12 protein-coding genes and 1 pseudogene are annotated in these 12847 nt (G+C 67.7%); 8 read left to right on the top strand and 5 right to left on the bottom strand.

All coding sequences use genetic code 11. From position 1 onward, the window contains the following. Window positions 1-187: 187 nt before the first annotated feature. Entirely contained in the window at window positions 188-970 is a 783-nt protein-coding gene (locus tag LFT44_RS00640) for a matrixin family metalloprotease (RefSeq protein ID WP_236800499.1), read from the top strand. Window positions 971-1057: 87 nt separating this feature from the next. Here the strand turns inward: LFT44_RS00640 and LFT44_RS00635 are convergent, their stop codons facing one another. Further along, on the bottom strand, window positions 1058-2014 hold the full coding sequence (locus LFT44_RS00635) for a carbohydrate kinase family protein (RefSeq protein WP_236800498.1): 957 nt from the start codon (window positions 2012-2014) through the stop codon (window positions 1058-1060). Window positions 2015-2056: 42 nt separating this feature from the next. Next, window positions 2057-2847: pseudogene (locus tag LFT44_RS00630) on the bottom strand (alpha/beta hydrolase). A gap of 146 nt (window positions 2848-2993) precedes the next feature. On the opposite strand from LFT44_RS00630, the gene LFT44_RS00625 reads away from it, so the two are divergent. The 4 genes from LFT44_RS00625 to LFT44_RS00610 all read left to right on the top strand — a co-directional run bounded on the left by LFT44_RS00625 (window position 2994) and on the right by LFT44_RS00610 (window position 5853). Beyond that, window positions 2994-3641, top strand: coding sequence for a cyclodeaminase/cyclohydrolase family protein (locus LFT44_RS00625; protein ID WP_236800497.1), 648 nt, complete (start codon window positions 2994-2996; stop codon window positions 3639-3641). Window positions 3642-4041: 400 nt separating this feature from the next. Beyond that, a complete protein-coding gene (locus tag LFT44_RS00620; protein ID WP_236800496.1) occupies window positions 4042-4695 on the top strand; it encodes a hypothetical protein in 654 nt (217 codons plus the stop codon). Between the two features lie 90 nt (window positions 4696-4785). Then, window positions 4786-5019: a hypothetical protein gene (locus LFT44_RS00615; protein ID WP_236800495.1), complete on the top strand. Its 234-nt coding sequence runs from the start codon at window positions 4786-4788 to the stop codon at window positions 5017-5019. Window positions 5020-5112: 93 nt separating this feature from the next. Next, window positions 5113-5853, top strand: coding sequence for an SDR family NAD(P)-dependent oxidoreductase (locus LFT44_RS00610; protein WP_236800494.1), 741 nt, complete (start codon window positions 5113-5115; stop codon window positions 5851-5853). Window positions 5854-5977: 124 nt separating this feature from the next. On the opposite strand, the gene LFT44_RS00605 is transcribed toward LFT44_RS00610, so the two are convergent. Genes LFT44_RS00605 through uriH form a run of 3 tightly spaced genes read right to left on the bottom strand, consistent with a single transcriptional unit; the run spans window position 5978 to window position 9495 of the window. Then, complete coding sequence (locus LFT44_RS00605) at window positions 5978-6940, bottom strand: ribokinase (RefSeq protein ID WP_236800493.1); 963 nt, start codon at window positions 6938-6940, stop codon at window positions 5978-5980. Next, window positions 6937-8373 carry a uridine transporter UriT gene (gene uriT / locus LFT44_RS00600; protein WP_236800492.1) on the bottom strand — a complete coding sequence of 479 codons (1437 nt, stop codon included), beginning with the start codon at window positions 8371-8373 and terminating at the stop codon, window positions 6937-6939. Before uriT ends, LFT44_RS00605 begins: the two co-directional genes overlap by 4 nt. Further along, entirely contained in the window at window positions 8374-9495 is a 1122-nt protein-coding gene (gene uriH, locus LFT44_RS00595) for a uridine-preferring nucleoside hydrolase UriH (RefSeq protein ID WP_236800491.1), read from the bottom strand. A gap of 218 nt (window positions 9496-9713) precedes the next feature. Here uriH and LFT44_RS00590 point away from each other — a divergent pair, with 218 nt between their 5' ends. From LFT44_RS00590 to LFT44_RS00580, 3 genes are read left to right on the top strand one after another with little or no spacing between them, the layout of a single operon-like run. Then, a complete protein-coding gene (locus LFT44_RS00590) occupies window positions 9714-10703 on the top strand; it encodes a LacI family DNA-binding transcriptional regulator (protein WP_442863701.1) in 990 nt (329 codons plus the stop codon). Between the two features lie 47 nt (window positions 10704-10750). Next, complete coding sequence (locus LFT44_RS00585) at window positions 10751-11857, top strand: GTP pyrophosphokinase (protein ID WP_236800489.1); 1107 nt, start codon at window positions 10751-10753, stop codon at window positions 11855-11857. Next, window positions 11858-12838 (top strand): hypothetical protein, encoded by a 981-nt coding sequence (locus LFT44_RS00580; RefSeq protein ID WP_236800488.1) that lies wholly within the window; start codon window positions 11858-11860, stop codon window positions 12836-12838. The last annotated feature ends 9 nt before the right edge of the window (window positions 12839-12847 follow it).

Genomic DNA, 12847 nt, shown 5'->3' with positions numbered 1-12847 from the left:
CCCAGGCGGTTTTCTCCCACCCAACGTCCGCCGTTCCGCCAGCGGACGGATCCCGCAGTGGGCCATCGATGAAGCTCTTGGAAAGGCCGAGCCCCCGGCACCTTGGCGCAGTCCTGACCCTTCCCCGCCTGGCCGGCGGAAATTCCGGCGCCGGCCAAGGAAGCAAGAGCGCCGGCCGAAGCGGTCGGTGCAGTTCAGGACGATGCTGGGAATCGCCGTCGTGGTCTGCCTGTACTTCACACCGACGCTCTTCGACCGCGTGGTCCTCCCTGTCGCTGCCCCGTACCTGCCCGGCGCGAAGGTGCCGCCGCCCGGCGTCGAGGCCGCTCCTTCTCCCCTCGGGACGCCACCGGCAAGCACCGGTTCCACTGCCTTCGTGCTGCAGGAGTCGCCCAGGGCGGGACAGTCCCTAGTAGCGTACGATCCGTGCCGCCCCGTGCACTACGTTGTGCGTCCGGACAATGCCTTGCCGGATGGAGCCGCCCTAATCAGCGAAGCGGTGGCATCAGTTTCCCGCGCCTCCGGGCTGCAGTTCGTCTACGACGGACCCACTACGGAGGCGCCGGCCGATCAGCGGCAAGCTTTCCAGCCTGACCGCTACGGGAAGCGCTGGGCCCCAGTGCTGATCGCCTGGTCAACGCCGACGGAAACCCCCGACCTCGCCGGAAACGTGGCAGGCCTCGGCGGGAGCGGGTACGCGGAAGCCGTGGGGCAACCGCTGGTCCTCGCCGCCGGACAAATCAGCCTGGACGCCCCTGACCTCGCCGGCATCATGGCCAGCCGGCCGGACGGCGCCGCGGAAGTGCGGGCCATCATCATGCACGAACTCGGACACGTGCTGGGCCTGGCCCACGTCAACGATCCCACCCAGCTCATGTACGCCGAGAACAAGGGCGTGCAGGACTTCGCCGCCGGCGACCGGGCGGGGCTTGCGCTGCTGGGAAGCGGCCCCTGCGTGCCGCAGTTGTGACGCCCGCCCGAAGAAGAACCCATCGATTGCCGCGTACATGCCCTTTTGAACCCTCAAAACGGCACTTAGGGAGCAGTCGATTCCGGCTTAGGCTTCCTTTTCGGCGCCGCGCTTTTCAACCCCGTGCAGCTCGGCGCGGGTGGGCGGGTTCGCGCCGGGACGGGAGACCGTGACCGCTGCCGCACGGGCAGCGTGCTCCAGGAGCTCAGCCAAGGCCTCGACGGGGAGTTCCCGCGGGTCCTGCCGGTTCTGCGCCCCGTCCAGCTCGCGGTCCACCAGGCCCGACAGCAGCGCCGCCATGAACGAGTCCCCCGCACCCACCGTGTCCGCCACTTCAACCTTGGGCGCGGGAACGGATGTTTCGCCGGCGCGGCATACACCCCAGGGGCCCTCCGCGCCGCGGGTCACCACCACCATTGCCGGTCCTTCGTCACCGCCCAGCGCCAGCCACTTTCGCGCCGAATCCAGCACGTCCTCCCCCGGGTACAGCCAGGCCAGGTCCTCGTCGGACGCCTTCACCACATCCGAAAGCGTGACGAACTTCTCCGCCTGCCCCCGCGCATAATCCACGTCCGTGATGATGCTGGGCCGGCAGTTCGGATCGAAGCTGATGGTGGCGGACGGGTGGGCGTATTCGACGGCAGCCAGCACCTCGGTGGCGCCCGGCTTCAGCATCGTGGCGATGGACCCCGTGTGCAGCAGCGTGGTGCCCTGCAGCATGAAGCCGAGCCGGTCCCCCATGCCGGGAAGCTCCCAGGCGAGATCGAACGTGTAGGTGGCCGCGCCGTCGTCGTCAATCAGCGCAGTGGCCACGCTGGTAGGCAAGTCATCCGGGGGTACCGGCAGCATCACCGAACTCGCCCGCAGGTGCGCTGCCACCGAATCCCCGTAGGCATCCCGGCCGTAGCGGCCGATGAACTGCACCGGATGGTCCAGCCGGGCCAGGCCCACTGCCACGTTCAGGGGGCTGCCGCCCACGTGGGCCTGGATTCCGGAGGCGCGCTGGACAACGTCAACAAGGCCTTCGCCGATCACTGTGAGCATGCTCATACTCTGCCAGAAATAGGCCGCTGCCAGCAGTTCGTGTCAGCGGAGCAGCCTGCCCACCAGTTCCCGGCACGTCACATAGGCTTCCGCGGTGACGTCGATCAGGGAGAAGTGATCGCCCGGCACCATGACGAGCTCCGCTGGCACAGGGCTCACGCTGCTGGCATCCACGTACGTTGTGGACATGCTCAGCGGCACGTCCACATCCTCCGCTGCGTGGAGGGCAATGACCGGGACGTCCAGCGGCAGGGCGGCCATAGGGTCAGCCATTCGGTGCCGCACGGGGAAGTCCGACGACGGTCCGCCCATCAGGTTGGCCACGGCTCCGTTGCTGAGGTTCAGGCGTTCGGCCTCGGCCAGGTTGAGGACGCCGGACTGGCTCACCACGCCGGTGAGGCGGACGCCCTCATTCTCCATCTGCAGGCCGTCCGCAGGCCCAAGCCCGCGCAACCGGTCCCTGCCTGCGGCCCACACTGCCAGGTGGCCGCCGGCCGAGTGGCCCAGCGCCACCACTTTGCCCAGGTCCAGTGCGTGCGGTTCCGCGAGCGCGGCGAGCTTGTCGATCCCAGCGAGGATGTCCTGGAAGGTGCCGGGCCAGCCCCCGCCGTTCCCGGCCCGCCGGTATTCCAGGTTCCAGGCGGCCATGCCGTGTTCGGCGAGGTCCTTCGCCAGCGGCTCCCCCAGTTCTGCCCCGTACTGCGAGCGCCAGTAACCGCCGTGAATCACCACCACTACGCCTCGGTGTTTCCCACCGGGTGGAAGGTCTGGCAGGAACAGTTCGCCCCACTGGTTGGGTCCTGGCCGTAGTCATAGCGGTGGCGTTGCGTCACACTGGCCCACTTTAGCTGCCCGGTTCGGCGGAGATGCCGCGGACTTTCGGGGCCACGGCCGTGAAAAGTGGGCCAGTTTGTGCGGTCCGCGGTTCCGTTGCCCTTGCATCGTTTAGCCTGAGGCCTTTGTGGGCACGCCTCCTGGTATGGAAAAGCCTGAAGTGACCACCCAGGAATCGACGGTTGAGGAATGGACGCGCGCGCTGGCGGAGTCAACGGGTTCGCCCGGCGGCGGGGCGGGCACGGGGCTGATGCTGGCGGTGGCGGCGTCGCTGACGTCGATGGTCGCCGGCTACAGCGGGGACGAGGGCGGCGAGCCGGACAGGATCCGGGAGCGCGCCCGTGCGCTGCGGCAGGAAGCCCTTCGACTGGCAGATGACGACGCCTCGGCGTCCAAGGCATTCGGTGCTGCCTTCCGGCTGGAGCCGGGGGACGAGCGGGACGAAGCAATCCGCCGCGCATCCGTGGAGGCCGCGGCTGCTTCCGCCGTCCTTGGCGAGCGGGCCATCGAAGCGATCGACGACCTCGCCTGGCTGGCGACCAATGGCAACCGTGCACTGGTAGCGGATGTCGTCGTCGCGTTCGGTGCCCTCCGCGCTGCCGTGGCGGGTGCACGCACCAATGTCAGTTTCGATCTCGGATCGCTCCGATCGGCCGGCACGGACCTGGAACAGGTTCGGGAGCAACACCCGGACCTGTGGGCGGCCGTCGAAAAACTCAACGCCGGGATGGACCGGATTGACGAACTTACCGCAGCCATCGATAACCGCGCTGCCCCTACGGATGCCATCTGACGCTGCCGCACCGCATTTGGACCTGCCACCTGACCTGTGCTTATGGTGGACAGCATTGCTTGCCGAAGCGCACCTGTGGGGAGGGGTACCAAGTGAAGTCCGAAAGCATTGCTTGGGCGTTCCTCCGGCCCCTCCTGCTCGCTGTGGCGGCAACTGCAGCCTGGATTGCCCTGTCGGCCGCGGGCGCGTCGGCTGACTCCTCACCCTCCCGCGACTTGCTTCCGGGGGTTTTGGATTCTGCCGCCGCCAACCTTACCCACCAGGGTAAAGATGCCCCGGAACCGGTGGTGGCAGGGCCGGACGGCGGGCCACGGCCACGGCTTCCACGGTTGCTTCACTTGTTCCGGCGCCGTCCCTCCGCCCCGCCGCGGAGGAGGTCTCCGGCCTGGCCGAGGATGTTGTGCAGTCGGTTCCGGCGGCCAACGAGCTTGTGCCCTCGGGAACGGTAGCGGCTGTGGTGGATCCTGCAGTGGTTGCCGTGGATGGCATCGTGGACGGGACGGTGGGGGCTGCTGTTCCGCTGGCAGTTACCGTCCTGGCACCCCTGGACCCGGTCCTTGAACCGGCCCTTGAACCGGTCATCGACGCAATGCCCCTGCCCATCGCTGCCCCGGAAGCAGAGCCCGTCGCGGTCCTTCCCGTCACTGCGGATGTCACCGCGGCTCCCGCTCCGGAGCCCGCACCTGCCTCTCCCCCAGCTGCTGAACTGCCACAGACCACCGGGGGCGTGACGGGTCCCGCGCAGTCCCCCGGATTGTTGCAAAGCACCAGCCCGGAAAGCCGCGTCCAGATGAAGCTTGCGGCCGTAACGCCGGCGCTTTTCAAGGCCGGCCCCGAAGACGCGCCATTCCGCACGCCGTGGGATGTTCCCCCTGCCGTGCCAAGTGCTGCCACGAGCGGAAGCAGCCTATCCGGTGGCGACGACCCGGCGGCTTCGGGCTGGACCAGCTCACCTCACTTCCCAGCCCCGGCAGCTGGGACGTCTGCCATCGGGGGCCATTTGCTTACCGCCCCCTCTCCGGTGTCCTTCGACCCCGGCTCTTCACCTGACTAGTTAAGGCCCTCCCCGCGTCGCTTTCGCGCGGGCACGCGCCAGCTTCCGGGGTAAGCAGTAGCCCCAATTCAACTTTCAGGAGAATTCCCCATGATGCACCGCACCTTCCGCAGATGCCTGTTCGGTACCGCTTTCGCCGGCGGACTCTTGGCCTTCGGCGGTGTCGCAGCCAATGCAGCCGCTGCGGCAATGCCAGTGGGCTACTCCTCAACTCCATCAACGCTGGCCAACACGGGCGTGAACAGCGGCCTTTTGATAGTGGGCCTGTTGTTTCTTGCCTTTGGTGGACTGCTGACGCTGGTCCTGAGCCGCAAACGCCGCTGAGCGCACCCGCTGCTGCCGGGCGCGGCCTGCGTCATGAACTAAAGCCGGCAGAAGTAGCGTAGGGACAACACCCACAAACCAGGGAGGTCCCGCATGGCACGCGTCTTCATTACCGGATCCACCGACGGGCTGGGCCGGGCCGCCGCCGCCTCGCTCCTGCAGGACGGCCACGAGGTGATCGTGCACGCCCGTTCCTCCCACCGGCTCCCCGCGGTGCAGCACCTGCTGGACCGCGGGGCACTGTGCGTTGTCGGCGACCTGGCAGTGGATCAGGAAGTTCGGGGGATCGCCGACCAGGTCAACGGGATCGGCGGCGTTGACGCCGTCATCCACAACGCTGGTGTCCTGAACGGCCCCGCGCTGCTGCCAGTGAACGTGGTGGCACCTTACCTATTGACGGCCCTCATTTCCGGCCCCCGCCGGCTCATCTACCTGAGCAGCGGGATGCACCGCGGCGGCGACACCGGACTGGACGGCCTGGACTGGTCAGGACGGACGACGACGGCCTCCTACTCCACCACCAAGCTCCAGGTCACTGCGCTGTCGGCAGCCGTGGCCCGGCTTTTTCCGAACGTCACCAGCAACGCGGTGGACCCCGGCTGGGTGCCCACGAGGATGGGCGGCCGGTCGGCACCGGACAGCCTGGAACTGGGCCACCGCACGCAGGAATGGCTGGCCACCAGCGACGACCCGGCGGCGCTGGCCAGCGGCGGCTACTGGTACCACCAGCGCCGGCAGACCCCGCACCCCGCCACCCAGGATCCCCAGTTCCAGGACGCCCTGCTGGACCGGCTCGCCGAGCACACCGGTGTCACGCTGGACGCTCTTACTTAGTGCGCCGCCCCCTCATCGATTGCTGAGTACTTGTCGTTCTCGAGCCTGAAAACGACAACTGCTCAGCAATGGACGGGTGTAAAAGGTGCGGAGCGCTCAGACAAGGATGGCGAGGGGTGGGGGGTTAGGGCGTGCGGAGGCGGCGTTCGACGTCGGCCGCCTCCGGGTAGGCCGCCTGGGTGCCTTTGCGGGTGGTGGCCAGAGCCGCGGCGACCGAGGCGAAGGCTGCAGCGTCCGCGAGCGCATCACCGGCCGCCAGCCGGACTGCAACCGCACCGGTGAAGGCATCACCCGCCCCGGTGGTATCCACGGCCTGCACCTGCATGGGCTGGACAAATGCCACCCGTGAACCCGCCGAAGCCAGCGAGTCCAGCACAACGGAACCCTGCGAACCCAGCGTCACCAATACCTGCTGGATTCCCCGCTCAGAGAACCGAGATCGCACCTCATCCCACTCAGAGGCAGCGGCCCCGGCACCGGGAACCGAAGAACCCAGGAACAGCGCGGCCTCATGCGCGTTCACCAGCAGGATGTCGGCCAACCCGGCCAGGGCTGACGGAATCTCCGCATACGGCGAGAGGTTCAGCAAAACCGTCGCGCCGACGTCGTGCCCTGCCTGGGCGGCCGCCAGCACCGTGTCCATGCTGACCTCCAGGCAGAGGCTCACCACGGCGGCGCCCTCCATGACATCCGCGGCCTCGGCGACGTCCTTCGGAGACAGCGTGCCGTTGGCGCCTGCCGAGACAATGATGTTGTTCTCACCGCGGGCGTCCACGGCGATCACGGCAACACCGGTGGGTTCGCCCGAGGTCCGCACATGCCCCACATCCACGCCGGCCCCGGCCACCGAGGCCTCGAGCATGGCGCCGTTGGGGTCCTCCCCCACTGCACCCACCAGGCTGACGTGGCCGCCCAGGCGCGCGGCTGCGACGGCCTGGTTGGCGCTCTTGCCACCCGGATTCACCGCGAACCCGTGGCCCTGGACCGTTTCGCCGGGCTGCGGGAGGCGGTCGCAGTAAATGGTGAGGTCGGCGTTGAGGGAGCCGACGACGACGATCCGGCCCACCCCGGCGGCAGCGGCACTCATGGTGCCACCTCGGCCTCAACCGGTTTGGGGATCAGCAGCGAGGCAGCGAACGCGGCCACGGTCAGCGCCAGGCCGACCACCACCACGGTCAGGTACGACGCCGCCGCATCGCCAAGGGCCGACGTCGCCACCAGCACGGCCGGCAGGATCAGGAAGCTCAGGCCCGCGCCCAGGTTGAAGGCGCCGGCGTTCATGCCGGGCAGGAAGCCGGGGTTGCCGGCGGGCGAGAGGACAACGCCGAGTCCATTGAGCATGATGTTGACCGTACCGGCGTACATGATGCCCAGCAAGACCGTACCGGCGATCATCATCGGCAGGCTGTGAAGCCCAAGGAACCCGATGATGGCGAGCGCGGCGATGCTGCCGAGCAGGCCGATGCGCAGCACCTTGGTGTAGCCAAGGACCGGGGCCAGCTTCCCGCTCAGCGGTCCCACCACCCAGCCGAGCAGGGCGTACGGGGTGAGGATGATCAGCGACATCTCGGTGGGTCCCACGCCAAACCCCGGGGAAGCGGCCTGGACGTAGGCGGGGACAATGCCGTTGATCACGGCGAAGATGCCGGTCATGGTCAGCGTGGTGGTCAGCAGCGGCGCCCAGGTGGCGCGCTGGCGCAGGTGGACCGTTTCCACCATGGGCTGGGCCGCACGCTGCTCGGTTCGCCAGAAGGCAAGGAACGCGACGGCGGCCACGAGCACCAGTGCCAGGCTCAGCACCAGCACCAGCACGCCTGGGTTAAATCCGGCGACCAGCTTGGAGCCTTCGTTCAGGGCGGTCAGCAGGGCGCCCACGGCCACCACGATAAAGAACACGCCCAGCCAGTCCATCCGGGTGCCGGCGGCAGGTTTGCTTTCGGCGGCGAGGAGCAGGATGAGGGCGGTGGCCGCGACGGCGAGGACCACCATGAGCCAGAAGATGCTGCGGAAGCCGAAGTGCTCTGCGAAGTAGCCGCCCACGAAGGAGTCCACGCCCGCCACGCCGCCGTTGACGGCAGTAATAAGGCCCATCAGCGTGCCGTACTTGCGCGGGTTGCTGACGGCCGAGCGCAGCATGATGAGGCAGAGCGGGACGGTGGGGCCGCTGACACCCTGGATGATGCGGCCCACGAACAGCCACGTGATGTCCGGGGCAAGGGCGGCGATGACAGAACCCACCGCCATGAGCACCATCATGCCCACCAGGACCTTCTTGCGCCCCACGATGTCGCTCAAGCGCGGCAGGAACAGGGAGAAGAGCGCGGCAGCGGTGAAGAACCAGGTCTGCGAAAGCCCGATCAGGGCCTGGTCCGCCTTGAGTTCCTGGCCCATGGTCACCAGGGCGGGACTGAGCATGGAGGCGTTGAGCTGGAACGCCACGCAGGCGGCCAGCAGCGCGGTCATGAGGGCGGCGATGTTGCCGCGGCCGGTCTTGGTTTCAGCCAGGGTTGCGGTCGTCATTTACTTGACCCCTCCGGCGGTGAGGTGGGCACTGTCCGGGCGTACGACGTCGACTGCCCCGTCTTGGGTGCGGGCCGCACCAACGTGCGTGCCGCCGTCGTCCGCGTTGCCTTTGTTGGTTTTGTCGCCGGCGCCCGGCTCGCCGATCCTGACCAGCGCGTCGGTGACGAGGTCCCAGAAGCGCGCGTGGTCCAGGTCCACGGCCACGCTGGTGTGGCAGTCGGCGGGGGCGGGGGCGCGGAAGTCGGCGACGGTCATGCCCAGGGTGAGCGTTCCGGTCAGTTCGATGTTCACGGGGACCTTGCGGGTGCTGACGATGCTGGGGTTGATCACGTAGGCGACGGCACAGGGATCGTGGACGGGCGGGTAGTCGAAGCCCTGGGCGTCCTTGTAGGCATGCGCGAAGAAGTCCATCAGCTCGGTGACGAACTTTGCAGGCTTCGTGCCGATGGCGGCGATCTTCTCCACCACGTCCGGGGTGGCCAGCGCCTGGTGGGTGAGGTCCAGGCCCACCATGACCACCGGCCACTTCTCGTTGAAAACGATGTGCGCGGCCTCGGGGTCGATGATGATGTTGAACTCGGCCACGGCGCTCCAGTTGCCCACGTGGTAGCCGCCGCCCATGAGGACAACTTCCTTGACGCGTTCGACGATGCGCGGTTCCTTGCGGGCGGCCATGGCGATGTTGGTCAGGCCGGCGGTGGGGACGAGTGTGACGGTGCCGGGCTCGTGCGCCATGACGGTGTCGATGATGAGGTCGACGGCGTGGCGCGGGTCCAGTTCGAGGGTGGACTCGGGCAGGGCGGGGCCGTCCATGCCGGAGTCGCCGTGGATGTCCGGCGCGGTTTCGATGCTGCGGACCAGGGGGCGCGGGCAGCCGGCGGCGAAGGGGACGCCGGTGATGCCGGCGATGGTGCCGACGGCCAGGGCGTTGCGGGTGACTTTTTCGAGGGTCTGGTTGCCCACCACGGTGGTGACGGCCAGCAGTTCGATGTTGGGGTTGCCGTGTGCCAGCAGGAGGGCCACGGCGTCATCGTGGCCGGGGTCGCAGTCCAGGATGATCTTCCTGGGTTCTTGCTGGTTCGTTTTCGGATCTGGTTCCACGATGGTTCTCCACGTCATTGGGGCCTGCCTTCGGGGCAGGGGCTTCTGTCTTCCGGGAGCGATCATGGCAGGGTTGTGTGGTCTGCGTCAAACGCTTAACGTTGGTCGGGTATCAGCGCGCGTCAAACGCTTGACGCCTTGCCCTCCCTAGTCAGTCCGCCGGCGGATAGGATCGAGGTATGGATTCCGGGAAACAGGTGCAGCAGCGCGCGCGGCCGAGGCGGGTGACGGCGGCGATGGTCGCCGCCCGGGCCGGGGTGTCGGTGGCAACGGTGTCCCTGGTGGCCAACGGCAAGACGGCGGGCCGCGTGTCGGAGGACAACATTTCCCGGGTGCGCGATGCCATCTCCGAGCTGGGCTACGTGGTGGATGGGATCGGCAGCTCGCTGGCCAAAGGCGTCAGTTCCATCGTGATTTTGGTTGCGCCGGATATTTCCAACCCGTTCTTCGCCAAGGTGATCGGCGGGGTGCGCGAATCCTTGGGGCCCAGTTACCAGCTGCTGCTTTCCGTCACGGATTCGGGCGAGTTCCCCAAGGCCGACGACGTCCGGAAGCTGATGTCCCTCCGTCCCGCCGGGCTTTTGGTGGACGCGCCGAACGCAGGTTTCCTGGCCGATCTCTCGGTTGCCGGGCCGCTGGTCCTGCTGGACGCGCCCGGCCTTGAATCGCTGGCCCCGGCCGTCAACCTTGACGTCGCGCAGGGGGCCCGGGAGCTGGCCTCCCACCTCGCCGCCGCTGGCCACCGTCGGGTGGCCTACCTTGACAGTGTCACCGGGACGGAAACCTTCGCGATCCGCCGCGAGGCATTCCTGGCCGAGGCCACTGCACTGGGCATGTCTGTGGATGCGGACCACATGCCTGCCACCACCATCGACGTCGGCGAGGCGGCGGCCGCCTTCGCCGCAGCGTGGCCGGACTGGCAGAGCGAGGGGGTGACCGCCGTCGTCTGCGCCACTGATACGCATGCCTATGGCGTGCTGCAGGAAGCACGCGTGGCGGGGGTCCGGATTCCGGAGGAGCTGGCGGTGGCCGGGTTCGACGACCTCCCGTACTCCGCCACCAGCAGCCCCGGCCTGACCAGCGTGCACCTGCCGGCCAAGCTGCTGGGCCTCAAAGCCGGGGAACAGCTGCGCCGGCTAATGGAGGGCCAGGAGCTGGAGCAGGAGGAGCTGACGCTGGAAAGCTCGCTGGTGGTGCGCGGGTCCACATCGCCGGCCGCAACGTAAGGGCTTTTTGACCGGCTCGTGTCGGACCCCGGCCGTAAGCTGGGATCATGCCGAGTAACTGGGAAAGCCTGGACGCCCCGCTGCGCGAGTCTGTGCAGCACAACGTGGAGATCTATGAACGCGTCCGGCCTGCCCTGAAGCTTGTCACCCGCGACGTCCTGCTGACCCTGCGCGGCATGCTGAAGGACAGCGAGGTGACGCCGCTGTTCGTCACCGGCCGCACAAAGACGGTGGAGTCCTTCAAGGAGAAGATTTCCCGCACCGAGGAACCGCTGGAGCCGGGCGGCCGGCGGCTGCTGAAATTCCCGGACCCGTTCCGCACGCTGAATGACATGGTGGGCATCCGGGTCATCACCAAGCTGCCCGCGGAAAACGCCGTGGTGGCCAACATCATCAAGCGGCAGCGCCAGGTTTTCGACTGCCGCGGGGACCGCGAGAAGGACATCGGTTCCATCGAGTCCGGCACCTACGGTTACTCCAGCCGGCACCTGATCCTGCGGAGCATCCAGAACGAGGCCGTCAAGGAATACCAGCAGGTCTTCAACCCGGACGCGCAGCCCAACGGCAGCTACTTTTTCGAGTGCCAGATCCGCACCATCTTCGCCCATGCCTGGAGCGAGATCGAGCATGACATCCGCTTCAAGGCCGAGGATCCCCGCGCCTGGACGCCACACTTCGACCGGCAGTTCACCGCCACCGCTGCCATGCTGGAGACGGTGGAGACCGCCTTCGCTGACCTACACGAGCGGTATGAGGAAGTCCGCAGCTACTGGGATATGGACGGCGAGGGGGCAGCCCCCCTCACGCCCAACCGGATCCGCGACGTCTGGCGAACGCTGCTCCCCCACGTTGACCGGAAAGTGGACGATGACTGGGGCTGGGCCGCCGAACTGCTCGCTGCACACGACCTGAACCAGACCATGCAGCTGGCCGGGCTCCTGAATGCCAACCGGATCACCGAGGTCCGCAAGGCCCTGGACCACCGCTACTCCCCCGGCCCGGACCGGCTCCTGGACGACCTCCTCCTCTGGCAGTACGGCACCAGGCATGTGGACCTCACCGCAGAAGCGCCCGACGTCGTCCCGCACCCGCGGCGCGACAGCCTCCTGCGGCGGCTGCGGCAGATCGAGCGGTACCGGATGACGAACAAGTAGATGGCTTTGGGCGTGCGCCTGGTCCTGTCCGGGTTCGGTGCCGTGGGACGGGCGTTTGTTGACTCCGTTTTGGAGCAGGATTCCTTGTTGCAGGTCGCCGCGGTCCGGGGTCACGGGACGGAGGTTCTCCTTGCGCCCGGCCGCCCACTGCCGGAGCGCTCTTCCTGGGGGCCTCTGCGGCCAATCGAGGAGACTCTTACCCTTACCCGGGCTGACATCCTGGTCCAGGCGCTGCCTTCTTCACCCGAGGCCCACGCGCGTGTCCTGCACGAGGCGATTGCTGCGTTGAGGAGCGGCGTCGATGTGGTGACGGCGACGAAGAGCCATGTACTCAGCCATTGGCGTGACCTTGAGCGCGCTGCGGAGGAAGGCCAGGCCCGAATCCGGATTTCCGGGGCAACCGGAGCTGCACTTCCCGCTGCCGACATGGCCCGCGTCGCGCTGAGGGGGATGGGCTGTACCGGCGTACGGGCTTGCCCCAACGGCACGTCAATCTTCATCCTGGATGAGCTTTCCGCTGGCACCGGGCTTGACGCGGCGGTGTCGGAAGCACAGCGGCGGGGCATTGCGGAGGCCAACCCTTCCGCGGACCTGTCCGGACAGGATGCAGCCACCAAGGTGCGGCTGATCGCCGGACTCCTGTGGGACTGGGACGTTTCCCGGATTGCGGTGGAAACGGAGCCAATCGATTCTTCCACGCCCGACAGGGCGTTGGCTGCCACTGGGAACGGCCTGCGCCTCCGCGCCGTTGCCAGGGCGTCCCTGGACCGGCCCATGGTGGTCAGCGTGCAGTTGGAAGCTGTGCCGCCCGGCGACCCGCTGTTCTCCCTCACTGGTCCGGAAAAGGCCATGGTCTTCAGCTGCCCCGAGGCCGGGGACATCACTGTGCAAGGGGGCCGCTCCAGTCCGAAGGGCGCGGCGCTGGCGATGCTGAAGGACGTACTTAACTTGGCCGGGTCAAAGCTGGGCGGTTTCCGCTAGCCGTAGGTG

Source organism: Arthrobacter sp. FW306-05-C (genome assembly GCF_021801725.1).
Taxonomy (GTDB): domain Bacteria; phylum Actinomycetota; class Actinomycetes; order Actinomycetales; family Micrococcaceae; genus Arthrobacter.
The sequence above is the reverse complement of the archived record's forward strand: the minus strand, read 5'-3'. Positions and strand labels throughout refer to the sequence as shown.

Bases quoted from the DNA above. Each gene is read 5' to 3' on its own strand.
- uriH (WP_236800491.1), bottom strand. From the start codon at position 9,495: ATGACGTGGAGAACCATCGTGGAACCAGATCCGAAAACGAACCAGCAA.
- LFT44_RS00610 (WP_236800494.1), top strand. From the start codon at position 5,113: ATGGCACGCGTCTTCATTACCGGATCCACCGACGGGCTGGGCCGGGCC.
- LFT44_RS00605 (WP_236800493.1), bottom strand. From the start codon at position 6,940: ATGAGTGCCGCTGCCGCCGGGGTGGGCCGGATCGTCGTCGTCGGCTCC.
- LFT44_RS00590 (WP_442863701.1), top strand. From the start codon at position 9,714: ATGGTCGCCGCCCGGGCCGGGGTGTCGGTGGCAACGGTGTCCCTGGTG.
- uriT (WP_236800492.1), bottom strand. From the start codon at position 8,373: ATGACGACCGCAACCCTGGCTGAAACCAAGACCGGCCGCGGCAACATC.
- LFT44_RS00615 (WP_236800495.1), top strand. From the start codon at position 4,786: ATGATGCACCGCACCTTCCGCAGATGCCTGTTCGGTACCGCTTTCGCC.
- LFT44_RS00625 (WP_236800497.1), top strand. From the start codon at position 2,994: ATGGAAAAGCCTGAAGTGACCACCCAGGAATCGACGGTTGAGGAATGG.
- LFT44_RS00635 (WP_236800498.1), bottom strand. From the start codon at position 2,014: ATGCTCACAGTGATCGGCGAAGGCCTTGTTGACGTTGTCCAGCGCGCC.
- LFT44_RS00580 (WP_236800488.1), top strand. From the start codon at position 11,858: ATGGCTTTGGGCGTGCGCCTGGTCCTGTCCGGGTTCGGTGCCGTGGGA.
- LFT44_RS00585 (WP_236800489.1), top strand. From the start codon at position 10,751: ATGCCGAGTAACTGGGAAAGCCTGGACGCCCCGCTGCGCGAGTCTGTG.